The 26,017-nt window shown below is 55.1% G+C and carries 23 protein-coding genes; 12 read left to right on the forward strand and 11 right to left on the reverse strand.

Annotated elements, in window-relative coordinates:
* Positions 1 to 202 precede the first annotated feature (202 nt).
* The 4 genes from ACGYLX_RS15545 (at position 203) to ACGYLX_RS15560 (ending at position 5,305) form a co-directional block, all read left to right on the forward strand.
* Positions 203 to 1,651 carry a histidine kinase dimerization/phosphoacceptor domain -containing protein gene (locus ACGYLX_RS15545; protein WP_394450580.1) on the forward strand — a complete coding sequence of 483 codons (1,449 nt, stop codon included), beginning with the start codon at positions 203 to 205 and terminating at the stop codon, positions 1,649 to 1,651.
* A 6-nt stretch (positions 1,652 to 1,657) separates the two neighbouring features.
* Complete coding sequence (locus tag ACGYLX_RS15550; protein WP_271692240.1) at positions 1,658 to 2,017, forward strand: response regulator; 360 nt, start codon at positions 1,658 to 1,660, stop codon at positions 2,015 to 2,017.
* Between the two features lie 491 nt (positions 2,018 to 2,508).
* Positions 2,509 to 3,647, forward strand: a protein-coding gene (locus tag ACGYLX_RS15555) for an IS3 family transposase (protein ID WP_394450582.1) whose coding sequence is annotated in 2 segments (ribosomal slippage) — positions 2,509 to 2,773 and positions 2,773 to 3,647 — 1,140 coding nt in all. Because the reading frame shifts where the segments join, the coding sequence is not laid out codon by codon here.
* A gap of 74 nt (positions 3,648 to 3,721) precedes the next feature.
* On the forward strand, positions 3,722 to 5,305 hold the full coding sequence (locus ACGYLX_RS15560; RefSeq protein WP_394450631.1) for a DUF262 domain-containing protein: 1,584 nt from the start codon (positions 3,722 to 3,724) through the stop codon (positions 5,303 to 5,305).
* Between the two features lie 461 nt (positions 5,306 to 5,766).
* Here ACGYLX_RS15560 and ACGYLX_RS15565 read toward each other — a convergent pair whose 3' ends face one another.
* Positions 5,767 to 10,935 (reverse strand): AAA domain-containing protein, encoded by a 5,169-nt coding sequence (locus tag ACGYLX_RS15565; RefSeq protein ID WP_394450584.1) that lies wholly within the window; start codon positions 10,933 to 10,935, stop codon positions 5,767 to 5,769.
* Positions 10,936 to 11,480: 545 nt separating this feature from the next.
* Here ACGYLX_RS15565 and ACGYLX_RS15570 point away from each other — a divergent pair.
* The gene (locus ACGYLX_RS15570) at positions 11,481 to 11,870 is read left to right on the forward strand and encodes a hypothetical protein (RefSeq protein WP_394450586.1); all 390 of its coding nucleotides are present in this window, start codon (positions 11,481 to 11,483) and stop codon (positions 11,868 to 11,870) included.
* A gap of 178 nt (positions 11,871 to 12,048) precedes the next feature.
* Here ACGYLX_RS15570 and ACGYLX_RS15575 read toward each other — a convergent pair whose 3' ends face one another.
* The 9 genes from ACGYLX_RS15575 to ACGYLX_RS15615 all read right to left on the reverse strand — a co-directional run bounded on the left by ACGYLX_RS15575 (position 12,049) and on the right by ACGYLX_RS15615 (position 20,215).
* On the reverse strand, positions 12,049 to 12,363 hold the full coding sequence (locus ACGYLX_RS15575; RefSeq protein ID WP_394450588.1) for a recombinase family protein: 315 nt from the start codon (positions 12,361 to 12,363) through the stop codon (positions 12,049 to 12,051).
* 1,639 nt (positions 12,364 to 14,002) lie between these two features.
* A complete protein-coding gene (locus ACGYLX_RS15580; protein ID WP_394450590.1) occupies positions 14,003 to 14,437 on the reverse strand; it encodes an EamA family transporter in 435 nt (144 codons plus the stop codon).
* 94 nt (positions 14,438 to 14,531) lie between these two features.
* Positions 14,532 to 15,023, reverse strand: a complete 492-nt coding sequence (locus tag ACGYLX_RS15585; RefSeq protein ID WP_394450592.1) for a DUF2127 domain-containing protein — start codon at positions 15,021 to 15,023, stop codon at positions 14,532 to 14,534.
* The gene (locus tag ACGYLX_RS15590) at positions 15,020 to 15,619 is read right to left on the reverse strand and encodes a DedA family protein (RefSeq protein ID WP_394450593.1); all 600 of its coding nucleotides are present in this window, start codon (positions 15,617 to 15,619) and stop codon (positions 15,020 to 15,022) included. Before ACGYLX_RS15590 ends, ACGYLX_RS15585 begins: the two co-directional genes overlap by 4 nt.
* A 39-nt stretch (positions 15,620 to 15,658) precedes the next feature.
* Complete coding sequence (locus tag ACGYLX_RS15595; RefSeq protein ID WP_394450595.1) at positions 15,659 to 16,687, reverse strand: metallophosphoesterase family protein; 1,029 nt, start codon at positions 16,685 to 16,687, stop codon at positions 15,659 to 15,661.
* A 167-nt stretch (positions 16,688 to 16,854) separates the two neighbouring features.
* A complete protein-coding gene (locus ACGYLX_RS15600; protein WP_394450597.1) occupies positions 16,855 to 17,187 on the reverse strand; it encodes a PepSY domain-containing protein in 333 nt (110 codons plus the stop codon).
* An 87-nt stretch (positions 17,188 to 17,274) separates the two neighbouring features.
* On the reverse strand, positions 17,275 to 17,706 hold the full coding sequence (locus tag ACGYLX_RS15605) for a GtrA family protein (protein ID WP_394450598.1): 432 nt from the start codon (positions 17,704 to 17,706) through the stop codon (positions 17,275 to 17,277).
* A complete protein-coding gene (locus ACGYLX_RS15610; RefSeq protein ID WP_394450600.1) occupies positions 17,703 to 18,698 on the reverse strand; it encodes a glycosyltransferase family 2 protein in 996 nt (331 codons plus the stop codon). The genes ACGYLX_RS15605 and ACGYLX_RS15610 overlap by 4 nt, the downstream gene beginning before the upstream one ends.
* Positions 18,695 to 20,215, reverse strand: coding sequence for an ArnT family glycosyltransferase (locus ACGYLX_RS15615; protein WP_394450602.1), 1,521 nt, complete (start codon positions 20,213 to 20,215; stop codon positions 18,695 to 18,697). The genes ACGYLX_RS15610 and ACGYLX_RS15615 overlap by 4 nt, the downstream gene beginning before the upstream one ends.
* Before the next feature lie 144 nt (positions 20,216 to 20,359).
* Between ACGYLX_RS15615 and ACGYLX_RS15620 the strand changes: the two genes are divergently transcribed.
* Positions 20,360 to 21,031, forward strand: a complete 672-nt coding sequence (locus ACGYLX_RS15620) for a winged helix-turn-helix domain-containing protein (RefSeq protein WP_394450603.1) — start codon at positions 20,360 to 20,362, stop codon at positions 21,029 to 21,031.
* Positions 21,024 to 22,415 carry an ATP-binding protein gene (locus tag ACGYLX_RS15625; protein WP_394450605.1) on the forward strand — a complete coding sequence of 464 codons (1,392 nt, stop codon included), beginning with the start codon at positions 21,024 to 21,026 and terminating at the stop codon, positions 22,413 to 22,415. Before ACGYLX_RS15620 ends, ACGYLX_RS15625 begins: the two co-directional genes overlap by 8 nt.
* Positions 22,416 to 22,727: 312 nt before the next feature.
* Here ACGYLX_RS15625 and ACGYLX_RS15630 read toward each other — a convergent pair whose 3' ends face one another.
* Positions 22,728 to 23,144 carry a helix-turn-helix domain-containing protein gene (locus tag ACGYLX_RS15630; protein ID WP_067937709.1) on the reverse strand — a complete coding sequence of 139 codons (417 nt, stop codon included), beginning with the start codon at positions 23,142 to 23,144 and terminating at the stop codon, positions 22,728 to 22,730.
* Between the two features lie 73 nt (positions 23,145 to 23,217).
* Here ACGYLX_RS15630 and ACGYLX_RS15635 point away from each other — a divergent pair, with 73 nt between their 5' ends.
* Genes ACGYLX_RS15635 through merA form a run of 5 tightly spaced genes read left to right on the forward strand, consistent with a single transcriptional unit; the run spans position 23,218 to position 25,896 of the window.
* Complete coding sequence (locus ACGYLX_RS15635; protein ID WP_394450607.1) at positions 23,218 to 23,607, forward strand: mercuric transporter MerT family protein; 390 nt, start codon at positions 23,218 to 23,220, stop codon at positions 23,605 to 23,607.
* Between the two features lie 14 nt (positions 23,608 to 23,621).
* Entirely contained in the window at positions 23,622 to 23,936 is a 315-nt protein-coding gene (locus ACGYLX_RS15640; RefSeq protein WP_067938657.1) for a hypothetical protein, read from the forward strand.
* Positions 23,933 to 24,325: a mercury resistance system transport protein MerF gene (gene merF, locus ACGYLX_RS15645; RefSeq protein WP_394450609.1), complete on the forward strand. Its 393-nt coding sequence runs from the start codon at positions 23,933 to 23,935 to the stop codon at positions 24,323 to 24,325. The genes ACGYLX_RS15640 and merF overlap by 4 nt, the downstream gene beginning before the upstream one ends.
* A gap of 2 nt (positions 24,326 to 24,327) precedes the next feature.
* Positions 24,328 to 24,468: a hypothetical protein gene (locus tag ACGYLX_RS15650; protein WP_394450611.1), complete on the forward strand. Its 141-nt coding sequence runs from the start codon at positions 24,328 to 24,330 to the stop codon at positions 24,466 to 24,468.
* Between the two features lie 3 nt (positions 24,469 to 24,471).
* Positions 24,472 to 25,896 carry a mercury(II) reductase gene (gene merA, locus ACGYLX_RS15655; protein WP_394450613.1) on the forward strand — a complete coding sequence of 475 codons (1,425 nt, stop codon included), beginning with the start codon at positions 24,472 to 24,474 and terminating at the stop codon, positions 25,894 to 25,896.
* Positions 25,897 to 26,017 lie beyond the last annotated feature (121 nt).

The following is a 26,017-nucleotide window of genomic DNA, read 5'->3' on the forward strand; positions in this document are numbered from 1 at the left end:
GCCAATCGTAAAAAGACGCGCCATTTATGCGCGTCATTCATTCCCTGAGTTCTTAGCTTGCCGAATAATTGAGCAGGCCATCATTTGCTGCGGCGCGCCGCCATATCGCTGCTTAACTTATATCAAGGAGGCTGAGCTTTTCTGTTCAAAGTTAAGGGGATATGGTGGCCAGAGAGATTGAAGGAAGTTTATAGGGAAGAATATGGGTGGTGAAAGATCGGCGAACGGTAGCGTGTCGAGATCTGCAATTTTTGCGGCATCCCCCCACGGGTATCTCGTTCTAGATACCGATTTGAAGATTATCGACGTGAATGACCGGTACCTATTCATCACCGGGTCAAAAGCGGAGGACCTCGTAGGGAAACATCTGTTCGACGCTTTTCCGGATGACCCTTCCGACGCGACGGCAGATGGCACCAATAATCTGGGCAAGTCGCTTGAGATCGTCGCCCCCACGGGCAAACAGCACCGCATGGCCGTGCAGAAGTACAATATTCCCATTCGCGACAGCGCCGACGGGGCCTTTGAAGAGAAATATTGGCAACCGTTGAACACGCCCGTGTTCGAAGATGGCAAGCTGATCGCGCTGATCCACCATGTCGAGGATGTCACCTCGGAATTTATCGGTCGCCGTGATCAGGCGATACGGCTCAATCTGGCTAAGCAGGTGTCGGGGATCGGCTATGGCGAGTTGGACCTTCAGACGGGGACCGCGAATATCTCGCAGGAATTGGCCAATCTGTTCGGCTATGCCGATACCGAGGGGACAATCCCCATGGCCAAGCTGTTCCGGCGTATCCATCCCGATGATCTGGCGCATGTGAACCAAAGCTTGGGCGAAACGATGGCCAATGATGCCACGGTGAACGCCGATTATCGGATCGTCTTGCCCAATGGGGAAACCCGGTGGCTGAACACGCGTGGTGAAGTTCTTTTCGAACATGACAAGCCCGCGCGGTTCATCGGTGCCACCCTCGATCTGACCCATTCCAAGAAGCGCGAAGAGATCTTGCAGAAGACCCTGACCGAGCGTGACAAGCTTCTTAAGCAGAAGGAAACACTGCTTGGCGATGTGAACCACCGGATCAAGAACAGCCTGCATCTGGTGTCGAGCATTCTGCGTCTTGAGGCTGCGTCGGTGGACGATGCGTCTGTCAAACACAGCCTGCAACAGGCCTCGCTCCGGGTGCATGCGGTAAGCTCGGTCCATGAACTTATCTATAAATCGCATAACGTTACCCATGTGGATGTCGGTGAATACATCCCGCAGCTTGTCGATTTCCTTTCAGCCAGTACCGAGACCGATAGCAAGCAGATCGAGACTGTCGTCGACGCGCCGTCGGTCATCGTGCCGACCGATTTGGCCATCAACCTTGCACTGCTGATCAATGAGCTTGTGACCAACGCGCATAAACATGCCTTCGTCGCGCGGGAACAGGGCAGGGTTGATGTTCGTTTGCATCAAGAGGGAGACCTCTTGACGTTAGCGGTGTCGGACGATGGGATCGGCAACGCCGAGAGTGTAGGTAGGGTCGGTCTCGGTTCGAAGATCGTGGCGGGCATTGTCGGCCAGCTTGGGGCGACGATGGATAAGAGGGCAGCAGAGCATGGTTATTGCGTTGAAATTGAGGTTCCCATGCCCGCCGGGTGATGCCCGGTGAATATTCTGATTGTCGAAGACGAATTCTTGATTGCCTTGGACCTTCAGATGCAGCTCGAACAGCTTCAGCATTCCGTCCTTGGCCCGGTCAAGGATTTCGCGACTTGCCGGGAGGTGGTGGCGCAGACCCGGCCCGATCTGGCCTTCATGGACCTGCGGCTCGCCAATGGCGATTCCGGTGAAGAGGTGGCGCAGTGGCTGCTGGCAGAACACAACATCCGCTGCGTCTTCATGAGCGGCAATCTGGACGATCTCACCCAGCAACGGCTAAGCGCGCTTGAGCCTGTCGCCATGCTTGGCAAACCGACCTTCCCGCATCTGATCGCCGCGGCGATCGAGGATTTTTCGCGCGCGTAGGTGTAGAGGGCCTAGGTGCAGGAAAAAGTGGCGCTCCCTGAAGGATTCGAACTCTTATCTTACCCACATCGCCTTCGTGTGTGTGTAAAAAGAGAGAAAAAACGCTTGTAAAGCTGGCTGCTCTTACCAATTAGCGACAAGGTTTTAATGCGTATTGGAATACACATTAAAGAGGCGGTCTCGAGGGTTCGGCGTGCAAGTGCTTCGCGAGGGGGCGAACACGCATGATTTAGGGTGTTTTGCGCTTCAGAGTATTGGCTTAGTTGAAAATCTACTTCAGTCTTCTCGCTAAAGGGCAGAAGAAAGTGCACACATGAAGATCGAATCTCAGGACCAGACAGTAGAGGCGTTGCTAAAAGGCACGGTATTTGTAATCCCAAGTTTTCAGCGCCCATACTCTTGGGAAGAGGTGGCCCGATAGATCTGAACAGTTGAGTTAGGTGGATTTTCTGCTCCCAATCCGGCAGCTTTGCCGGGACGAAGGAGCGAAAATGACCAGACGACCCAGACGGAATCACAGTCCTGCTTTCAAGGCGAAGGTCGCATTGGCGGCCTTGAAAGGCGACAGAACGATGAGCGAGCTTGCGACGCAGTTCGATCTACATCCGAACCAGATCAAGCAGTGGAAGGATCAACTTCTGGACGGCGTGTCGGATGTGTTTGATGACAAGCCGAAAGCGTCGAGGGAGCCGGAGATCGACATCAAATCCCTACATGCAAAAATTGGCCAGCTGGCGCTGGAAAATGATTTTTTAGAGGGAGCGCTCGACAAGGCAGGTCTGTTGCCGAGCGCAAGGAAATGACGGACCCGAACCACAGGCTGAGCCTGACACGGCAAGCCCGGCTTCTCGGGATCAGCCGGGGCAGCCTATATTACGCGCCGCGTCCGGCCAGTGTAGCGGACCTCAAGCTGATGCGCCGGATCGATGAGTTGCACATGGAATACCCCTTTGCAGGCAGCCGGATGATGAAGGGTCTGCTGAGGCAGGAAGGGTTTGCCGCCGGACGGCTTCATGTTGCGACCTGCATGAAAACGATGGGCATCGAGGCGCTCTATCGTAAGCCAAACACGTCCAAACCCGCGCCGGGGCACAAGATCTACCCATACCTGTTACGTAAACTGGCTGTGACGCGACCCAATCAGGTTTGGGCCACAGACATTACCTACATCCCCATGGCCCGAGGGTTCGTTTATCTGGTCGCCGTTCTGGACTGGTTTAGCCGGAAGGTGCTGGCCTGGCGGCTCTCGATCACGCTGGAAACGGCGCCCTGCCTGGAGGCGCTGGACGAGGCGATCCGCCGTTTCGGCAAGCCGGAGATCATGAACTCGGACCAGGGCAGCCAGTTCACGTCCATCGACTTCATCAAGGCGCTGAGGGACGCAGGGATCCAGATCAGCATGGACGGCAAAGGGGCCTGGCGCGACAACGTCTTCGTCGAGCGCCTGTGGCGGAGCATCAAATACGAAGAGGTTTACCTGCATGCCTACGACACCGTGCCGGCCGCACGCAGCGGCATCGCCCGCTATCTGACATTCTACAACACAAGGAGACCACATTCATCACTGGACGGGCGAACGCCCGATCAGGCATATCATATCAAGCCGCTACCAACCCCGGTCGCGGCGTAGCCGAGCAGGAAATCCACTTAAGAAACGGCTCGAAACTGTTCAAACAAGCCGAGCCACCTCTGGAGATAGATCACATCAACAAGTTTTGGGACGACATCCTCGAGAACATTGATGATACATATTTCATTGGCTCAATGGTGGTCTACAAGGGTGATCGTTCGAAAGTGTTTGTCGTAGACGGTCAACAACGTCTCACTACAATTGCGATCTTGCTTTGCGCCCTGAGAGAGGGCTTCAAGAGCATTGGTGCGACGGATCTCGCAGAGGGCATACAAACATACATCCAGCAACGAGATCGGGATGCACGAACTGTCTACGTCTTGAAGACTGAGACGAGTTTTCCTTACCTTCAGGAAGAGGTTCTCAAAGATGGCCCGGCCACTATCACGACCCGGTTCGGCGATGAGGAGAGGGCTATCGAAAGAGCTTTTTCCGAGTTCAAGAAAAAGATCGCCGAAGGAGCAGACGCTATCTTCGGCAACCTTGAGAGAACACCTGAGGAAAACAAGTCTGAAGTCAAACGCTGGCTTACTGATATTAGAGATACGGTTTTAGACCTTAATGTAATAGTGGTGACGCTCGACAATGAAAGCGATGCTTACACAATTTTTGAAACATTAAATACAAGAGGTAAGGATCTCGCACTTACGGACCTACTTCGCAATCATTTCAAGAGAATGATCGACGAAGGAACAGAAGTTGATCATGCAACGTTAAAGTGGCGGAGCGTCATAGAAACCATCAGGGGTGCGCCAAGTAACTTAGATCCGGATGAGTTTGTAGTGCATTCTTGGCAATCCAGATACGATTTTGTTACAAAAGCGAAGGCGTTCGCGAAAGCGAAGGAACGTATCGTTGACGCTAACGCAGAGGAGCATCTAAACCGGTTTCTAAGCGACGCGGAGCACTGGCGGTCAATTTTCGATCCGGACTTCAGTTGGAATGGTTCTGAAAAAGAAGTAGTAAAATCACTCCGAGCACTTCGGATCTTCAAAGTAAAGCAGTCGGCACCTGGGGTGCTTTCACTGATCCGGGCATACCGTGACGGCATCATCCGCTACCGGAAATTGCGCGATGCTATTAAAATGATCGAAAAGTTTCACTTTACTTTCAATGCAGTAACATCATCTCGTTCTTCGGGTGGCATTTCAGGGATGTTTGCTTCATTTGGAAAGCAAGTTTTTAATTGTCGCGATGCGGAAGCCGTGGATCAAGTGTTGCGCGATTTGAAGGTTAAGCTTCGGAGTAGGGTTGCTGATCCTGACGAATTCGATGCGAACTTTCGACAAATAACCTTTACCCGGGGCCAAACGTCTCAGAAAGAACTCATCAGATACATTTTGAAAAAGGTCCAGAAGGAAGAAGGAAGCCCAACGGTGGGCGAGAGTGATGATCTCACAATAGAACACCTTTTGCCGCAGTCATCTGATAGAGATGCATCCACAGTTGGCCAAATTGGGAATTTAATTCTGGTCGACAAGGAAACAAACGACCGACTGGCAGATAAAGATTTCAATGAAAAGAAGCTCATTTTGGCTGGGAAAGGTTATCGTCTCCCGGAGATGCTGACCGAAGTCGTCGACCTTACAGATGAAGTAATCGAGAAAAATACGCTACGCATTTCTGAACTGTCACGCTCTCGGGTCTGGAGGATATAAGTTGTGATAAGAAGTCTGCATGGCGATTGATAGCCAGTGACTGCGAGGCCCCCAAATTATTTCATGGGCTTTATGTTGCCGATCGAGATCGACGCGGCGATTGCCGGCTATCCGCGCCTGTGAGCTCCATTAGAGACTTAAACTCAGCGAGGAAGCGGCCGGTGAAATTCCCCCGGGCAACTGTGGTCCACTTCACAAAAATTTGCGTGATGATAGTGCCTTAGGCGCCTTCGACCTTAATCCCCGAAACAAAGGAGATATGTCGCGCGATGCTTCTGCACCCGAACAGAAAGATCCGGCAGCGCCACGAGGAGTTGCGTCGCGCCCCTTGTCAGGAGTGAGTTCATTTTTCCTACTGCCAAGGCGGATCGAGCCACGTCTCGCTGGTTGATAGTAGCGGTGAGTGCGCTGGCCTTAAAAGCATCCTGGGCCGCAAGGCGGTCCAGGATGCGTGATGGAGATCACAGGAACTCGAGAACGCGCACTTCTTTGACGTAGGCGCCCGCGAGGTATTCAGCCGTTTCACCGACCTCTTTGTCGAGCAAAGCCTCTCCCAAGGGGGTGTGGGCGCCGATGTTGCCACTACTGGGATCGTGATCGCGCTCACTTACGATTGTGACGACCATCTTACCGTTGCCCTTTTCAAGCTTTTCGAGTCGCACTTTGGTGCCGATTTGAACCGTCGGCTTCTCGACGGTAGTGTCAGTTTCGGACTCAGAGAATTTGGGTGGCCGCGGCGAGAAGAGATCCCCTTCAAGCGGAAGGTCGGATCGTAGGATCGGTTTGCTATCTGGCTCAGTCTGTTTTGGTGCGTCGGATGGGGAACTCGCCGTGTTGTCTTTTGACGCTTGTTGATCAGAAGGATCTACGGCGTCTTCCGTTGCTGCATCGACCTCGGCGGGCTCTTCTTGTGTTGTTTCCAGACCAACGGTTGGATCTTCAGACGGCTGGTCGAGCTCATCGCATTCCTCATTACATTCGTTAAGGAGATCCAATTCATCTGACTGCCAATCCTCATTTGGATAGACCGTAATGCTCTCTGTGAACCGTTCATCAATAGCGGCAGCGCCGATGGGCTCGATGTCAAGAAGCGCAAGGGTCTGGCGCAGATTGCTCCACCAATAGTCTTTATTGGTAGCCCACTGGCTACCAAAGACCCTCCAAAATACCCAGCCCGCACGCTCAAGGGCAGCCTGGCGCTGCATGTCCTGATCCCAAACATCGGGTCCGTGGTAGATGTCACCATCAAGCTCAATGGCAAGTCGGCGGTCTTCTGCACCTTCAACAACGAGATCGATGAAGAACTTGCCAGCAGACACCTGCGGTCGGACGCGGTAGTTGGCCTCCATCAGGCGGCCGAGAACTTCACGCTCGAAACCGCTCTCACAGAGAGATATGAGGTCATTACTCTCGCCTTTGGTAATCGCACGACCATCGGGCATCGGGTCAGCAAAGTGCTGGATCACCTTACTCTTGATGTCGTTCGATTTGAGGTCTTCTAATTCTACCGAGCGGACAAGATACAGTCGATCCTTGGCGCGGCTCATCGCAACGTTGAAACGCTGTTGGTCGGCCTTACTGGTCTGAGCACGCGCGGTATCTGATGTGGCGACCATCGAAAGAAAGACAATCGATCTTTCCTGACCCTGCATGGTGCGTGCATCGCCGTAGATGATGCGTCGTTCTTTGATCTTTTCGGTGCCAACGCGCGGATCATCGATCAGCATCCGCCCAATCATCTCAGCCTGCTTGGACCCAATAAGGGAAATGACGCCGATGTCTCGACCAGCGTGTTCAGGCTCAGCAATGATGCGCGCGATTTCATCGACGATCCACTTAGCCTCAGAGGAGTTCGTCTGACCATCACGCTCTGCATCAGGGATAAACACATCAACCAGAGGCGGGTCGAAGCGCTCAGATGCTTTGGGGACTCGAAGGGGCACGAGGGCATTGTTATAAAAGCGCGTGGAAAAATTGATGATTGGTGCAACGCAACGGAAGTGCTCACGTAGCATAACGTGGCTTTCTGGGTGCATGCGTTTGGTCATCTCAAAAATGGAGGTGTTTTCATCTATCAGGTCGGCGCTCGGAATGCCTTCGAGGTATTCTGCACGCAACGCGTTTACCTTTTCGGCCTCAACACCCACGACCGAGGGGCTTACCTGCTCTTCGTCTCCGACAACGAGGATCTTCTTGCCGCGCGCAAGGGCGGAGATTGCCGTGATGTCGCTTTGAGAAGCCTCATCGAGGACCACCAAATCAAAGTCACCGAACTTTGCCGGAAGCTGCTCGGGGATCTTGTATTCAGGCATGATCCATACTGGTGCGGCGCTTGACGCCTTTTGGGCTGCTTCCTGTGCGGCTCTGATGAACCGTGGAGCCTTCTTGCCCTTGCCTGTGCCGATCTTGCCGACCGCTTGGGTGAAGGCTTCCATTGCCTGGCGGATTGAGGGGGACATGCGCGCCTTCAAGCCAATCAGGGTTCTAACTCTGATGAGTTTTTCGAGAGCCTTGGAGCGTCGCTTCATCGCATCGGCTCTAAGCTTGCGCAGGTCGTCACCGTTGCCCATTGCAACGATGCGATCAACGCGTCCTTTCATTAGCCCCCAGCTCCATGAGGCACGCCAGTTATCAGGGATGAGTTCTGCAGTCCTCTCGGGGCCCTCACGCAGCCGCTCAACCCATTCAGGGGCGCCGCAGTCAGAGAGCGCTTCAAGGTCGACACCAAGCCGCTCTAAGTGGGTAGAGACCTCTGAAAGGCGTGCGAGCTCGCGAGTGATGGCGCCGCGCGCCTGAACGATGTCATTCGGACTTGTGTCAGCCTTGCCAATAGCGTCTGCGAGATCGCCAATTGCATCAAGCACCGGCAGCCCGCGATCTCCTGCGCAGGTGCGTAGTGTTGCAAGCGCTTTGGGCTCTTCATACTGATCTGGCAGGTTTGCACGAAGAGCATGGATCGCCGGATCGCAATCGAGCGTCCCACATAACGCGTCAAGATCAAGACCCACGGGGAAGAGAGGCGTGAGCGCTGTAACGATCGGCTGCACTCTGGATGCCACCTTCAAAGCTTGCTCGAGTTCAGTATCGCGGGCGAGCAGATAGTCAGCAATCTCCCAAGGCTTTGAGGGAGGTGCTGCGAATAGCTCTTTCTCAATGAAAGGGCTGAGGGTTTTAGTGATGACATCTGTCTCTTCGGTGAGACGATAGGTGTCGAGAACATGCTTCCAGTCTGACAGTCTTTCAGGCGCTGCGCCGTTGATTTCAATGCTGGCCACGGCCGACTTCAAAGGCTTGTTGAATAAACTGAATCCGACCGGGCTTTGTCCAGCAAGACCTCTTTGTGCGGCATTTTTGAAGTCGGCAGGGCGGCAGTCGCCTAAGTCAAAACGCACCTCTTTGGCTTCTGGAAGACCTTCGAAGCGACCAATATAGCTTCGGGTCGTTTGGACGTTCAGCTTAGTGAAGGGCTCATCTGTTTTGAGGATAAAGCTCGCAAGGCGCTGAACTGTATGAGGTGCCTCGCACAGCTCTTGCTTCAACTCGTTTAGTTCGCGCAACACGGCGCGCCCCTGTTCCTCAGAGCCGGTGCCATCATAGGCCATCGTAGGAGCAGAGCTATAGTCTACCGTTTCGCGCTGGTTCCATGTGAGGTCGGACTGATGGGCCAATACGATAGCAGAGGTGGTTGGAAGGCTGTCGTTTTCTGGCAGGGTGGCGCCTGCATAAACGATGTCTGGCGCGAGCTTGGGGAGCGCTTCACGCAGCCGCGCAAGGGTCTCGTCAAGTTGCGCCGGCGGTTGTTTGGTTGGACGGTCGGTGAACCACCCATGCGTGGCCTGTTCGGCAAGCAGCAGTTCAACAATTTCCATTGGCGACCGCTTGCTGTCATTCCATTCCATCTGGTCGAGGTTAGCGCGCGCAATTTGAGCGAGATCAATGTCGGCCTGTTGAATCTCAGCGTCACAATCGATGATTTTTTGCTCAAGTTTGGCGCGATCACGATTAGCGTCATCGACATCCAGACCAACAACTTCATTGGAGAGCTCAGTAACGGCTTCTTGCAGCTGCTGGGCGCTGTCGCGGTCGGTCCCAACCGAGGCGATGACCAAAGAGCGCAGACTTTTGGGGAGCTTTTCGCGAACAGCAGCGATTGCCTCCGGTGTTCGGGCTGTAACCAGAACGCGATTACCCAAAGCCATCTGGTGGCTGATGATGTTAGCAATAGAGTGGGATTTGCCGGTTCCGGGAGGGCCTGAGACGCATACAACATCAATCGATCGATCATCAATCATGTCCGAAATCTTGCCCTGCTCCTCATTGAAGGGGAGAGGGAAGAAGTGAACGCGGGAAGAACCCTTCTTTGCTCCGCCGCCCGAAGATCCGGTCTCTCGTGGTGAGGCGCCGACATCGCCACTGGCAGATGGCTCCCAAGTGTTTATTGCCACACCGGTCAGAACTGCTTGATCGACACCGAACGCGGATGTCTCACTGGGCGCTTCTTCCTTGGCAGCTTCGGTAAAGCCGCGAATGGGCGGTGGAACAGGCGACCCTTCGTCAGCAACAGCTATGCGAAGCTTTTGAATGTCCTGGATGCGGTATTCAATGGAGCGCGGACGACCGAAGATGGCCCAACTTGATGTGATCCTGAGTTGATCACTCGCGGATTCAACCTTCTCGCCATCGTCCAAGGCTTCACGGGTGATGTGAACGGCGTCACTGGCGATGTTGCTGGCAGCTGTATCGAGGAGAGGCTCCCAAACGCTGGTGAAGGGCGTGAACTCAGCATCCCCACGCAAGAACATATCCAAGTTGTCCTGCAGCTCTCTTTGGAGCTTTGAGACACCATCGATGCCGAGTTGGATGTAGGGTTTGAGGGAAAGGCTTGGCGGTGTGGATCGGGGCCTAATGGCGATCACACCCTCATCTTCGAGCTCGATGTCGAGGCCTTGCTCGATGATCGGCATATCGACATTGGCGCCGCGGGTCTTCCAGCGCCCAATACCGGTCCCCCAGACCAGTTCAGGCGGGGTGCCCTCAGAGGTGTGAATCACAGAGTGGATGTTGAAGAAGTCCTTGTAGACGCTGATAGCGCGTCTGGTTGGCTTTTCATGATGTGCCCAGTCTGACCAAGGGCCTTTGAGATAGGTTTCAAACTCACGGCGCATTTCCGAACAGTTCGACGCATGCAGGATGACTTTGACCCGGTTTTCAATTTCGACTTCGTTTTCAACGATGACCCGAACATCGTCGGGCATCAGGAGTCCCATCTCGATGAGGTCGGATGCTTCTTCGATGGTCACCTCGACTGAAATCGCCGGCTTGATCGATGGCGCTTTGTTGGGGTCGGTAGGTTTCTGATCGAAAAACTGGGAGACGTGGTCTGCCGGCTCAGGCGGCCGTGTTTCACTCAAACGCTTTAAGCGGAGCCAGGCGCCGTCATCACAGTTGAGTTCGATGCCCGGTAGGTCAACAAAATCTTTCTCGTGGAAGACCCCGAGGCCGCTTTGCATGACCATCTGCACCTGAGCGCGCGCATTCAGAAGCTCGCCGGCAAATCCAAGAAGATCTGAGATGCGTTCACGTTCCTCAGGTGTGGCGGCCTCGCGGTGGGCAAATGTATCGTGGGGCATCTCTAAAATCTGCTTTCGTTCAAAACGGCACTAACGTTGACGACAACCGCAGGAGTTTAAGCACGCGCTGACGTGAAAGTGCAACCTGTGGTTCACTTCTCGTATTAGCTCAAACTCCTTAGCAGATGTGCTGAAAGATAAAGTATAATCCCGAATGCAATATGGAACGCACCTTGGCTGAAAGGTTTTTGGTTCTACTTCGAGCCGCTTTTAACGATCAGCGCGGGATTTCCTTCAAGGGAAGCGAGGCATGCTTTCGCAACTGGTCCAGTGGATCGACTGAAAGCGCGTAGGCCCACGCGCAATACTCCAAGACGTCAAGACGCCGCTCACACAACTCGACTTTTGCCACAAAGGAAGGTGGGCGTCTGAGGGCGGTCGCAAGCGCTGCTTGGGACAGGCCTATAGCGGTCCGTTCGGCGATCAGTGCCAAGATTAGTATCTTGTATTCTTTTGTGTGAAGCGTGCCAGCCATCGCGTTATCCAGAGTATAGACACGCCGCAATACCTTCGTGTATCGATACTCCCAAATTGGGAGTATGAGCATGCAAGATGACTACATTTGGGTTGACCGTCGTTGGCAGGAAGCAAACTGGCTTGACGTCTTTAGAATGCGCCTATTTGGCTGGCTACCATCCGATCTTGCAGCCAAAGCAATCGAGAATGGGCTAATCCTTCCGGTGAGCCCCGGTGAGCATGGAAAAGGGACACTGACTCATAAAGCCCACAAGCTAACGGATCTCACCGCAGGTATCGGGGAGAGCCAACCTAACTGTTTGCTGCTCGCGAACGTGCTGATCGTAAAAGGTTTCGAGAGCAGCTGGCTGAGCGACAGTGGGCATGCATGTGGCATGTTTCTCAAGGAAGAACTGGTCTTCTCTGAAAGTTTCCGAGACAACATCTTACTTGAGCTGGCATCATTGGATCGGTTCTGAAGAGTCTGTTCCGTCTCTGACAAAAGAGCATGCAGCGCGACAATATGTGATAGATTGCTCTTGGTCATGGTCGTTCTCCTCGGTCAAAGTTAGGTCCGCAAACCGAACCTTAGCCGAAGAACAACCATAGCCGCGAAGTGACCCGCACGGGCCTCGCTTCGCTATGCGAAGGCTCCGCTCAGCCCGCGCTACCAGCGGAAGTTACACCAACTGTTGGTGAACTGCTGGCCTCTTGGCGGTTTCGTTTGACGATGTCGGAGACGGTGTTTTTCGAGATTCCGAGATCTCGGGCAATCCAGCGGTATGACCGGCCCTCTTTGATGGCTTGAAGCACTTTCGGCGCGAGCAATCGGTTGCGCGCGGTGCGATTAACGCTGGCCCCGGAGGCCGTTTCTTTGAAGACGCCGACGACATCGTAACCGCCGCGTTCGGCGAAGGCTATCAGTTCGGGGACCTGTCGCTCGCACGACTGGTCCGAGGTCGAAACCCTCACATAGATTGCGGCGCGCTGTCCCAGTTGAACCCACCTTGGATTTTGACCTCGTAAGCCGTTGATTTTGCTGGCACGAGTTTTGTCTACAACAGACTACTGACTAATAAGGACAATTCGTGTTTGTCTTCCGCGGCAATTGAGCGTCAAAGGGTGTTAGTGAGCCCAAGGACGAACTGTCCGACTAATCAGGGCCCAACAATCAACCTACCCACTACCTGTCGAAAGCCGTCATGACGGGGGTGTTACGTCTCTGGTCAACTCTATTACGAATACACTTGGCGTGGGAAATGGCGTGTTAGTCGGACATAAAGTCAAACCGAGCTTTGGAGTAAATCCTAAATCATTGATTTTATTTGGTTCCTACAGGAACCGGATAAAATTAGCTCATTATACGGCCGCCAAAGGGCCGCTTTGGAGCATATCATCCATCTTCTTCATCTAACGGACTGTGCATCACAGCACGCGGGCAATAGGGTATGCCCACACTGTCAAAATCCTGTTCTGGAAGCCCGGATTCAGCATGCCGCAGAACTTCTGGCTCTCCTGATCTTCGACACTTGCGTGGACGCGCACGAGGGACGCTGGGCTTTGCAGAAGGCGGTGCCGCAGCGCGAATATTGGCGGTTTGATGGCGAGGGTGTATCTCGTCCGGCACCGCTTTTAATAATAGGTAAGGATGACCACCATCAGCGATGAACTGTTCTCACCCGGCATCACCCACATTGAGGTTCGATGCTGGGAGTGTGGTCATACGGTGAACCGCAGGCCCGGCGAGGTGCCTGAGGGTATTACTCAGCAGGAATTCGAGCGCCGGTCTGTCTGCAAGTGCGGCACAGGCTGGCCGCAGGTGTCGCGATTTCCTCGAAAGAAATCGACATCGATGTGATAAGCTTACTTGAGGGAGACAACATGAAACCAAAGGTGCCCAGATTTTCATTCCGAGAACGCGCAGCTGAGAAAGCCGCCGCGCGCGAACGCGATGAAGAACTACTTCGCTCTGGTCAGGTTTCACACGCTGATATGGCGCGCGCTAACGGCGGCTCAATCCGAGGAGGGCGTTACAAGGGCCCAGCAAAGCGCATTCAGGCACTCGCTGCGTCCCTGCCGCCAGAGGACGACAGCGCCTGACCTGTGGTGTCATGACGATGAAGAGGAAGATGCCGAGCTTAATACGCTCTGCCATGCGCGGCACGGCGAAATGCCGATCGAGGTCAATAATATCTGAAGGATCACCGGCACGAGGATTGTCAATTCACTACTGCGCCAACTTGGGCCAGCCCTTTTGCATTTCGTGGTGCAACTCGTGGCCGGCCTCGTGGACACGACGCTATGTCTAACCAAGGCTGGAGGTCGGCTTGGCGGACTTTCCTGCCATTCGCTGCGGCCGCTCAGTTTGCACTGCGGTTGCGAAGGTCTTTGGGATGAAGGGTGGGTTGCGGGTGTTCGCTGCATAATGCTCGAACGGCCGCTTTCATTTTTTGATGATTGAAATTTTCCAATGGTCGAAACGTTCAAGTTTTGCGATCTTAGCTCATAAATAAGTCCCTGCGCGTGAGGGTGGCCGTGAAAATGGGTCGACATGACGTTCGGACCGAACTCATCAGACACTGTTCTGTTTCCAAGCCTCGCTCGCGGCACATCAGGACAAGGCTACAAGAACCGCGCCGAGCCCTATCAAACCGACGCCGCTCCATCCGGTCGTTGATAACTTCTCTCCCAGAAGAACCGCAGCGATAATGGCGGCGAGCACAACGCTCAACTTGTCGATAGGTGCTACCTGCGAGACCTTGCCGAGCTGGAGCGCGCGAAAATAACACAACCATGACGCGCCAGTCGCGAGGCCGGACAGCACCAGAAAGAATCCCGTCTTCGGGGAGATTGTGGATAGCGACTGCACCTCGCCCGTCAACCAGACCAGCAGGCCCAATGCGAAAACGACGACGATGGTGCGCAGAAAAGTCGCAAAGTTGGAGTTGACGCCCGACACTCCGACCTTCGCAAAGATCGCGGTGAGCGCGGCAAATATGGCGGCGAGAATGGCCCAAAAGAGCCAGGATTCCGAAACGGAATGCATGATTTGTCCTCTTTTTAGATTGAGCGTTTAAGCGAGGTGAAGGTTTTCTTCGTCGTTTAGATCAGGCACATAATAGAGAAGTGCAATTTTCGCGTCACGGCCCCAACGGAGCACGACTACGCTGTTCGCGCACAGTGATGTAGATGACCGTTAGATCAATCGCAGTCAGAATCAGCAAAGCTACGCTGCCAACAGTGAGCCATTCGAAGAGTTGATAGATCACAAACACCCAAAGCACGAAAACCGCCGCGCGATGCGCCCATGCTGCACCGTAAAGCAGGGCCACGACGATCGCGATATGAAGCCCGCCATGCGCCAGAAAGTAAGTGGTATAGAAGGACAGATCCGATGTTGGCACGACGCCGACCAGTGATACGGCGCGGGTGGCGATGAAATCGTTCGGGTTTTCTGCAAGCTCTGCGCGAAAGAGCCATTGGGTGAGGGCAGGAAGACGCTCTGCGGCTCCCGCGAAGATCGCCGCAGCCGTAGCCATTTGGAGAACGCCCAAGACTGCTTTTGCAAAAAGGGTCACCGCAAATAATCGGTGGTTCAAACTTTTTGAAGTATGGTGTGTCACCGCCGTCATCTTTCTATCTTGGGGTGGAGCAACCGCCAGACATAAAGCACAAGAAGGCCTCCAAGCAGGATGTTTGTCACCGGATTGATCCACGTCTCAACTTTGGCAAACTGCGCTTCCAGCAGATAGCCTGAAATAGTGAGGGCGGCCGTCCAGATCAGGCTGCCCAAACCGGTATAGAGAAGAAATGGTAACAGCGGCATCCCTGTCATGCCGGCAGGGACGGATATAAGCGTTCGGACCCCCGGCACCATCCGGCCCAGAAAGACTGCTTTGCCGCCATTGCGCCGAAACCACGCAAGGGAACGATTGAGATCTTGTTCTGAGATGGTCAGCCACCTGCCGTGCCGGGCAATGAGCCTGCGCAACCGTGTTTCGGAAGCCAATGTGCCGATCCAATACCATAGGAATGCGCCGGCCACTGAACCGATCGTGCCAGCGATCACGACACCGACGAAGGAGAGATCACCGCTCGCCGCGAGATAGCCAGCGAAGGGCATGATGACTTCCGAAGGGATCGGAGGGAAAACGTTCTCAAGCAGCATCAGGGTAGCGACGCCGAGGCTGCCCATGGAGGCGAGTAGCGATGTGATGAAGTCAAACATGGTCGGGCCTTTGCGGGTGGCTGTGCTGGACTGCGGGTGTCAACATTGGACCGTGCCGCTGTCTGCTTCCATCGATCCGGGACCGGTGAGGTAGGTCCAACGGGCCGTTTTATCTGTGAAGGTCAGCTTCAACATGCCGGTTGTCCCGGTAATTAGTCGCTCGGAGAAGGCCGCAGGCTCGAGGTTGCCCGGTGTGGATTTGCCACCGGCCCCGACCACGAAAGCGATCGTGCCGCCCTGATCCGGTTTGCCCTCGGCATTCAGGGGCGCTGTGCGTTCGTAGAAGTGGTTGTGTCCATGTAAGACAAAACGGACGCCTGCTTTCGCGACGAGCCGGAACAGCGCCCGCGCACTGTCAGTGCGGCTGCGCGTCACGCTCGAATATGCGGGTTTGTGGAAATATGCCGCGGCGCAACTGTCCATGTGCGCTGCGAGCACTTCCTTTACCCATTCTGCCTGTGCAGACCCTGGAGACGCATCAATCTCGCTGTTCAGCGACAGGATCAACCAGTTCCCAGCTTTCAGGGCGTAATAGCCGTTTCGGTCTGGCCCCGCACGATCTTGCCAGTAGTCGTAATAGGCATAGGCAAAAGGTGATTGGTATTCGTGGTTTCCGGGGGTCGGCCATGTGCGCGCCCATGCAGCTCCCCAATAAGGGTCGTAGCAATCTTCAAAGCCCACGGCTTCGCCGCGTCTGTAGACCAGATCCCCCAGGGCGAGCACCGTCGTCTCGGGGTATTGCTCCAAGATCGCTGTGGTTTCTATCATGCCCTCGTTCGGCACCGTCTTCGCTCGAGGGAGACCAACCGCATAGCGCAGGTTTCTGTCCATTCGGCTGAGATAACCCCTGCCTGCACAAGAGGCGACGTCACCTGCTGCCAGGACAGAGAAAGGCAGCGTCACATCCAGTTTGTGGACCCGGTTATTGTCGAATAACTGCGATTGCGAGGGGCTGGCCAGTGAGCGGATGCCGGAACCCGCGATGGAAAAAATCTGTCCTTCGGTTCCGCCAATCAGAACGAGGGCCGTTGCTGACGCCAGCAGGGTTCGAAAGAGGGTCTTATTCATCGGGCGCTCCTTAACAGAAGCTGTAGAGTTTGCCGACTGATCAGACTCTTACCGTAACATTACTATTTGGTAAGGTGCCGATGGGACCGTTGGTGTGGCATGCGAGGATAGGCAGGGAAGACGTCCAGCTCGGCACCGCGATGACGCTGTGCCGCGCTGAGGTAGACTTAGTCGTTGTCGTCATCTTCTTCGTCGTCATCGTCCCCATAGGGGCCTTGAGCGATCACGGTGCCGTCATTTGCATCGATCAGAATCTCGGTCATAGCTCCGTCCGGTGCGATGGCGACCGCCTCGTAGACCGCCTTGCCATCCTCGCTTTCAAATTCAATTGAGGCGATCTTTCCAACCATCGCATCCAAAGCAACGGTAAGTGCTTTCTGGATGTCGAACTGCGCTTCAGAGAACATCGCCATCTCCTTCGCATCATCGGTCTCAGCCAAAGCCATTCCGGCCGTTGCGACTGCGGCAATCAGTGCGGTAAGGGAAATTATACGTTTCATCGTGGTCTTCCTTCTTTGCACGGCCCCCAACTGGAGCCTCACCTTAAGAGATAACCAACCCTTGTAGCCGGGAACGTCTCCACCAGATTACTGATTGGTTAGATGGGCAGACGGTTCTACATCGACCGGCCCGCCGGCTTTGTGCGGGGTGCGAAACGCCCACAATCTGCTGAGTGCAAAAGTCAAAACCGCCGCGGAACCGGTTGAGATCCACAGACTCACTGTGTCAGATAGCTCCCCTTCGGATAGCAACATGATCAGAAGCACTTCGTTAAAGGCAAAGCCGATCAGGGCGACAAGCGCAAACTTCCACAGCGCGCTTGATGGGCTGACCCCCTGATCAGCAAAGGAAAACCCAAGATGGCCGATGAAGCTGACAAGAAAAGCGATTGTGAAGGCGAGCAGGTTCGCCATGACTGGCTGCCAGTTCGACTGGATCAATAGAAAGCCAATTACCATATGAACGAAGGTTGCAAGCAGGCCGACAATCCCGAACCGCAACAACTGACGCCACATCATAGATGCTCCCGATCAGCAGAAAAATCCTCGGCAATGATAAACCCGGGGCGTCCTTTGACCTCGGTAAAGACCCGCGAGAGGTATTCGCCCAACACACCGATAGAGATCAACTGCACCCCGCCCAGCAACATGACGGCCACCACAAGCGTCGACCATCCCGGCACATCAATGCCAAAAATCAGGGTGCGGACGGCGATCCAGAGGGCGTAGAGGATCGAACTGGCGGCAATGGTCATCCCAATCCCTGTCCAGACCCGCAGCGGCCAGGCCGTGAAGGACGTGAGCCCGGTCAAGCCTAACTTAAACAAGCCAGCGAAGCCGAATTTAGAGATCCCGGTCGCCCGCGGGCCCAACTCAATCGCCACAGCCTTGGTGCGAAAGCCAACCCAGCCATACAGCCCTTTCATAAAGCGGTTGCGCTCTGGCAAGGCGCATAGCGCATCCACGACGCGTCGATCCATGATCCTGAAATCGCGGGCATTGGCCGGTATCGCGGTGTCGCCGCCGATATTCAGCAGCGCGTAGAACGCGCGGGTGAAAACTCGTTTGCGCCATGTCTCGTCGCGGCGTTGCGCGCGGACGGCATAGACCATCTCATACCCCTCGTCGCGATATTTCATCATGGTTTCGAGATGGAAAAGGGGTTCCTGAAGATCGGCATCGAGGATGACCACCGCCGCACCCACTGTGCTCTCCAGGCCGGCCATGATCGCATGTTCTTTGCCAAAATTCCGCGACAGCCGCAGGACACGAAGTGGATACTGGTCGCAGAGCGCTCGGCTTTCCTCAAAGGTGGCATCGAGGCTGCCATCGTCCACAATGATGATCTCGAAACTACTCACCAGCCTCCGGGCATGCGCATCCACCTGGACCACCGTTCTGGTTATATTGCCTGCCTCATTGAAAGCGGGGATCACAAAGGAAAGATCAGGAATAGGTTTCAAAGAAGGAACGATCTTAGGCTTAGCAAAGCGTTCGGGGCGACGGTTCATGGTGTTACCTCCTGATCCAGATCTTCGACGAACAAAATGCGATGCCCAAACCGACCGGCAGGGTCGAACTGCGGGCCCAGAAAAGGGGCCAGTTCCGAGGCGATAGATGCCGGGATGGCCACCGCATCGCGCAGGCCATTGTCTTGAAAGCTATCGAATGCCGCGGTTCGTTCGGTGAACTGGACTTGGCCCCGCGTATAGAACTCGGCCGAGAAGCTGCGACCGCCCCAATAGGTAATCTGCACTCCAGGATCGAAACTTTGCGCCGCAGCTACCAAGGCGCGCTCGGACCGATGGGTGACCGTTCCGGGCTGGTAACGCGCCAGAATGGTCAGGGATAGAAATGCCAACCCCACAAAACCAATGGCCACGACGACCGCACTCCGCGCCCACCAGCCCGGTTGGCCTCTAACCTGAGCCCAAAGCGAGACCAAGAGAACCGCAGCTGCGGGAAGCCCAGGCAGTGCATAGGCCGGCAGGATATTCGCGGCGGGTGTGAAGAGGATCAGCGGCGCGACGACCCAAAGCGCAAGATAGCTGTGCCAGCCTCGATCACTCTCTGTCGTTTTCTTGATGTAAAATGCTGCTCGGGGAAGCAGGGTCAGGGCAAACAGGCTCCATGGCAGAAACGTAGCCCAGGCATAGAGCCAGATCAGGCCCTTGGGCTGCTCATGGCCAGACCCGTAGAGGTCTCCCTCCCAACCCGGCACGACAAAGCGCTGGAAGTGCTCTCCGATGAGAAAGTAGCGCAGGAAACCCGGCGTCTTGATCTCCGCCAGGATATACCAGGGAAGGGTCAGCGTCGCGGCGATCAGCAACCCGGACAACCAAGGGAAACCATGTAATTCCCGCCAGCGTCCCGTCACCGCGAGCCAAGGCACAAGCGCGATCATTATGATGACAAGCGCTACCGGACCCTTCGCTAAAAGGCCGATAGCGATGCCGACAAAGAACCACCGTCCCCACGCGCTCCGCGAGGAGCTGTTCATCAGGCAATTGTAAAAGCCGATCATGCTCAAGGTAGTGCCAAGGACCATGACCATGTCCGTCATTACGAAGGCCGACGCGCCGAAAAACATTAAAGATGAGGCGAGCACCGTGGTTACGACAAGAGCCTGATCTTTGCCCTGATGCTGGCACACCCAAGAGAAAAGTAGGCTTACCACCCCCAATGACGCAGCAAAGATGAATACCCGCGCGCCAAAGGCTCCAACGCCAAAGAGCTTCATCCCCAAGGCAGACAACCAAGTATGTAAGGGAGGTTTGCCCCAAAACGGGACGCCATAGTCGAACTGCGGAGTGATCCAGTCAGCTGTCTCGACCATCTTACGCGCGATCTCGGCATAGCGAGCTTCCGTAGAATCCGTGAGAGGCCACCAGAACATGGCAAACAGGCGCACAGCGAACAATGCACCGAGTGCAAACAGCAGGAACCGTTGGTCGCTGCGGGTTAAAGCGAAGCGCCTCTCGGGCTCTTGCCGCACGGATGTATCGAATTTCGGATCTATTGCGACCATGATGCCCTGTCCTTTTTCTCAGGGCATAAGACGGTGGTGATCTGCGAAAGATGGTCGGCACTATACCAATCCGTAATATTACGGAGATGGTGCAAAGCCGCAAAACGAGCTATTTTCTCAATACCTTATGGAGCTTGGGCGCAGATGCGGGTGCTTGTTGTAGAAGATGATGGCGAAACGGCTGAGTATATCTGCACCAGTCTGAAGGCACTTGGCCATGTGACGAAACATGCGTCGGATGGCAAACAAGGCTTCCTCGATGCCCTGGACAATGACTTTGACGTCATCGTCGTCGACCGGATGCTGCCCGGCTTGGATGGGTTAACACTGGTCAAATCGGTGCGCGGCGCGAATGTCGACACGCCGATCTTGTTCCTGAGTGCGCTTGGCGGTTTGAACGACCGGGTAAACGGATTGGAGGCCGGGGCTGACGACTACCTTGTGAAACCTTTTGCGTTTTCAGAGCTATCTGCGCGCCTGAGTGCACTTGCACGTCGCCCCCCAATGCAGGCCGAAGAAACGCGACTTCAAGTTGCCGATCTGGAGATCGACCTGATCCGACATACCGTGTGCAGATCGGGCCAAGAGATCGCAGTGCAGCCGCGCGAGTTTCGCCTGTTATCCTATCTGATGAAGAACGCCGAGCGCGTGGTGACACGCACCATGTTGCTGGAAGCAGTCTGGGATTTTCACTTCGACCCGAACACCAATGTCGTCGAGACGCATATCAGCCGTCTGCGCAACAAGATTGACAAACCCTTCGACCAGCCGTTGATCCATACCGTTCGGGGCGCGGGATACAGTCTTCATGGATAGCCTTAAGCGCAAAGGTCCTTCAGCGTTGCGGACATCCATACGGCTGTCTTTGCAATACTCGTTCCTCTATTCGGTGCTCTCTGCGCTTGTATTCGCATTGGCCTATTGGTTCACGCAATACGAAGTTCAAGACTGGGTGCTCGATCAAATGCGCAGCGATGCGGCTACACTCGGTGAAATCTTCGAGTTGGGCGGCGATGAGGTGCTGGTCGACCGCGTCGATGCACTTGCCGAGGTTAGCTTTCAGAATGCCCGGGTCTACCAGCTTCTAAACTCAGACGGCGCGATTGTTTCCGGCAACTTGTCCTCAACCTTCAAACGCCCCTTGCCCGATTTCCTTCCAGCACAGGAACTGCCGCTTGCTGGAGAAATTCACGATGAGGTCACCGGCTATTGGCTGCGCGCAGATGACGTCGGCCCCTATCTTCTGATTCAAGGGGCTGGCGACCATATCGTTTTGGAGATACTGGAAGCGCTCGGCATTGCTTTGGTGGTGGGCTATTTGGCAGTCGTGATCCTTGGTCTAATCGTCGGCATTCGGATTGGCCGCATCACCGAGCGCCGCATCACAGCCATATCCAATACTCTTACGGAGGTCTCTTCAGGTAACCTCGCTTGCCGCATTCCAAGCACTCGCAGCGCGCGCGATGATCTGTCGCGCGTATCTGAAGAAATAAACAGCATGCTTGACCAGATCAGGCGCCTGCTCGAAAGCCAAGAGCAAATCTCGAATGACATTGCTCATGACATGCGCACACCACTTCAGCATCTTCGGCAGCGGTTGGAGAACCTACGAGACAGCCCGAGTATCCACCCGGACGACATTTCCGCCAGCCTCGATCAAACCGAAGAAATAATATCGACCTTCAACGCGCTTTTGCGTATCGCACAGATTGAAGGAAGTGACCGCCGCGAAAGGTTCGCGCGGAACGACCTGCGTGAGATCATAGCCAATGTTACGGAAGTCTTTGATCCTACGGCCGAGGATGCTGGCATTGAGTTGACCACTAAGATACCGGTCGAACAGCTTGGGGTTGTTGGTGATAGAAACCTTCTGACGCAATTACTTTCGAACCTTGTCGAGAACGCGATCAAGCATTGTCCGTCTGGGTCTAAAGTTCAGGTCTTGGCGGAAAGCACACCAACCGGTCCGACCTTGCGAATCTCCGACAATGGTCCGGGAATCGAAAGCGAGGATCGAAAGCGTATTTTTCGACGGTTCTTCAGGGGCGAAAAAAGCCGAAATAGTCCCGGGAATGGCCTTGGTCTGGCATTAGTAAAAGCGATCTGCGATTTGCATGGTGCCGAAATAATTGTGTCGGACAATGATCCAGGAACATCTTTCGAGATCAAGTTTTTGGCGGCAAAAGCGACTTGGACCTGACCATCGACTGGCTTTGCCGTATTCGAGCAACGCAGTTTAAGTCACCTTGAAGAAGACGTTAGCTGCAACGAGCACCGAGGTCGGCAGAGCGGACCTTGCCGCCTTGCGCTGCACTTGCTTGATCGCCGCTGCGCCTGCGGAGGCTCCCGTCCAGAAGGGCCGAAAGCAGTCAATCGCGGCTATACGCAAGAAGGTTCCTTTCGTGCCGGCCGAAGGGGGGCGATCGGGTGGGTTCGGAGGACGAATGACAGCTTCATCGGACATGCGAATACCGTGGGGTTCATGCGCAGACCACCCGAGGACAGGTAGCCTTCAGCCCAGCAGGGCGTTCAGAACGGGGCATTCCGGGACATCGGTGCCGCTGCATTGTGCCACCGTATCGCTCAATGCTTTCGCGATCCGTTGCAGGTCGGTAATTTTGTCCTGCACATCTTTCAGATGGGCGGAGGCGATCCCTTCCACTTCAGCACAGGTCTGACTGTGGCTGTCGACAAGGCTCAACAACCCCCGGATTTCCTCGAGCGAAAAGCCCAGATCACGCGCACGCATTACGAAGCGTAATCGGCGCACGTGATCCTCGCTGTAGCTGCGGTAACCATTCGGATCACGAGGCGGGTCGGGCATAACGCCAATGGTCTCGTAATAGCGGATAGTTTCAAGGTTGCATCCCGTGGCGCGGGCGAGAGCCGCTCGCTGCATCGGCTTCACGGAGACGTGATCTTTTCCCATTCGGATAGCCCTTGAGCCTGTATCACCTACAGACCCTAAATCTCATGGCAGATGACCGCAAGGAGACACCTGCATGGAAACCACAAATTCTGTAATGCCGAAGGACGCATCCGACGTCCCGGAAGGCCGCGGCTGGACTGCCACCGCTATGGCAGCACTTGGCGCACTGGCCATGACCTCGTGTTGCATCCTGCCACTGGTGCTTGTCAGCTTCGGAGTAAGCGGGGTTTTCATTGCGCAAATGGGCGCTCTCTACGCCTACAAATGGTATACTTTCGGCCTCGCAGCCGCTTTCCTGGGATACGGTTTCTATAAAGCTTACCGTCCGATCCACTGCACAGATGGCACTTGTGCTCGCCCGATGAACCGCACCGCAATGCGCTCCGTTCTCTGGAGTGCAACAGCTGTGATCCTCATCGCGATACTCTTCCCTTACATCTCCCCTTACATTCTCTCGTTCTGAAAGGACACTCTGACATGAAACGTATTCTCTACAGCACTCTGGTGCTGTCCGCACTTTTCGCTGCCCCTGGCTTTGCTGCCGAGCAAGTGGCCCGTCTTGAAGTTAGCGAACTCACATGTCCATCCTGCTCCTTCATCGTTGGCAATTCCCTAAAATCCGTGGAAAGCGTAGTGATCGAGGAATTCGCAGAAGGTGAAGATGCGAGCGAAGGACTTTATACAGTCCGGTTTGATGATGAAGTCACCTCTATCGAAGCCCTGATTGCCGCTGTTGAAGCGAACGGCTACCCGGCGACGCTCCTTGAAGACTTGGCGGGTGAAGGCTCTTGACCCAAGCGATCGACCAAACCGATGAGGCTCAAGGGAAACGCCTACTGAAGGGCGGCCTTGGCGGCGCACTCTTTGCGGCTTTGTGCTGCTTTACGCCTCTTCTCGTCGTCGTGCTGGCTGGCGCCGGCCTGTCTGCGATAACAGGGTGGCTTGATTATGCACTGTTTCCAATGCTGTTTCTGTGCCTTGCAGTGGTAGCACAGGCGCTTTGGCTGCGTGCAGGTCGGCTGGGTCCATCCCCCAAGATCTGGTCTACGCTCATCGCGGTGCTTCTGTCGATCTTGATCATCGCTCTGGAGTTTCGCGGAGCTCTGATCCTCACCTTCGTGGCGGCGGTGCTCACCGGTGCCTATGCGATATCACTTAACCGTTTTGCAAAGGAGGTCTGACCATGATGGCGACTGTTTGCTGTTCTCCCTTCGGTCTCGTGCTGGGGCTGCTTTCCATGGCCACCCCATTGTTGGCGATCGGAGCCATTCTTTATCTCGTATTCGCTAAGCCGAAATACGATCCTTCAACAAAAGGGATCTGATCCATGAAAGACTGCTGTTCAAACGAAAACAAGACATATGACCTCATCGTGGTGGGCGCAGGCTCTGCGGGGTTCTCTGCTTCGATTACTGGTGCCGAGGCTGGAAAACGCGTGGCGCTCATAGGACATGGGACAATTGGTGGCACCTGTGTGAACTTCGGCTGCGTTCCCTCGAAGGCCATGATCCGCGCTGCTGAGGCTCTGCACGGGGCGAGCGCTGCGGCACGTTTTCCCGGCCTTTCGGGCAGTGCCAAAGTTGATGACTGGTCCAAGCTCATGGCGGGAAAGGACGATCTGGTCGCGACGTTGCGCCAGCAGAAATATGCCGACCTGCTGCCCAACTACGAGGGGGTCGATTACATCGATGAAGGTCCAGCCACTTTGATCGAGGGCGGCGTCCAAGTTGGGAGCCGCAAGATTACCGCCCCAAAGGTGCTGATCGCGACCGGTAGCCAAACCTTGGTCCCGGCGATCCGCGGCATCGAGGATGTTCCGACCCTCGATAGCAAATCGCTTCTGGAGTTGGAGACGCTGCCCGAGAGCCTGATCTTTGTCGGTGCCGGTTATATTGGCGCGGAGCTGGCGCAAATGATGTCGCGCATGGGGGTCAAGGTGACGATGGTGGCGCGCTCGCGACTGTTGCCGGGAGCCGAGCCCGAGGTCTCCGATGCCTTATCAGAAGCATTCAAGACTGAAGGCATTACGCTTCTGACCGGTTTGCAATATGACAGCGCTCTTGCATCAAAGGATGGCGTTACCCTGAAGGTCATTCAGGACGGTGCCGTAAAGGAAGTAACCGCCGAGCGAATTGTTCTCACCGCCGGTCGGCGTGCCAATACCGAAGAACTGGGTCTTGAGGAGCTGGAAGTGCAGACTGACAGTCGCGGGGGCATCGTCGTGGGGCAGGACATGCAGACCTCGCGCCCCGGTATCTATGCCGCTGGCGATGTGACTGATCGCGACCAATTTGTCTACATGGCGGCCTATGGTGCCAAGATCGCGGCGCGAAACGCGGTCGCGGAGGGTGATGGCCACTATGACAACAGCACGATGCCCTGGGTGGTCTTTACCGACCCGCAAGTCGCGGGTGTAGGGCTGAGTGAACAGCAGGCACTCGACGCAGGCCATGATGTGAAAACCTCGGTGCTACAACTCGATCAAGTGCCACGGGCTCAAGCGGCGCGCGACACAAGGGGGCTCATAAAGCTCGTGGCCGACCGCGAGACTGACAAGCTGCTTGGCGGCCAGATCATTGCCCCTGAAGGGTCCGATACCATCCAGACCCTGGTGATGGCGTTGAAGGCTGGGCTGACGACAAAGGAACTGGGTGAGACAATCTTTCCTTACCTGACCACGGTTGAAGGACTGAAGCTCGCTGCGCAGACCTTCGACAAGGACGTGGCCATGCTGAGCTGCTGCGCCGGTTAAAATCTGCCTTTGCTCCGGCCCGCCGTTGATGGGCCGGACATCTCTCGCAAGAGGCGGCTGTGAGGCGTGATTTTCGACATCTCCGGAACCTTGGTGCATGGCTGTAGTTATATACAGAGTT

Origin of the sequence: Sulfitobacter sp. 1A13496, assembly GCF_043557225.1 — a bacterium.
Taxonomy (GTDB): Bacteria; Pseudomonadota; Alphaproteobacteria; order Rhodobacterales; family Rhodobacteraceae; genus Sulfitobacter; species Sulfitobacter faviae.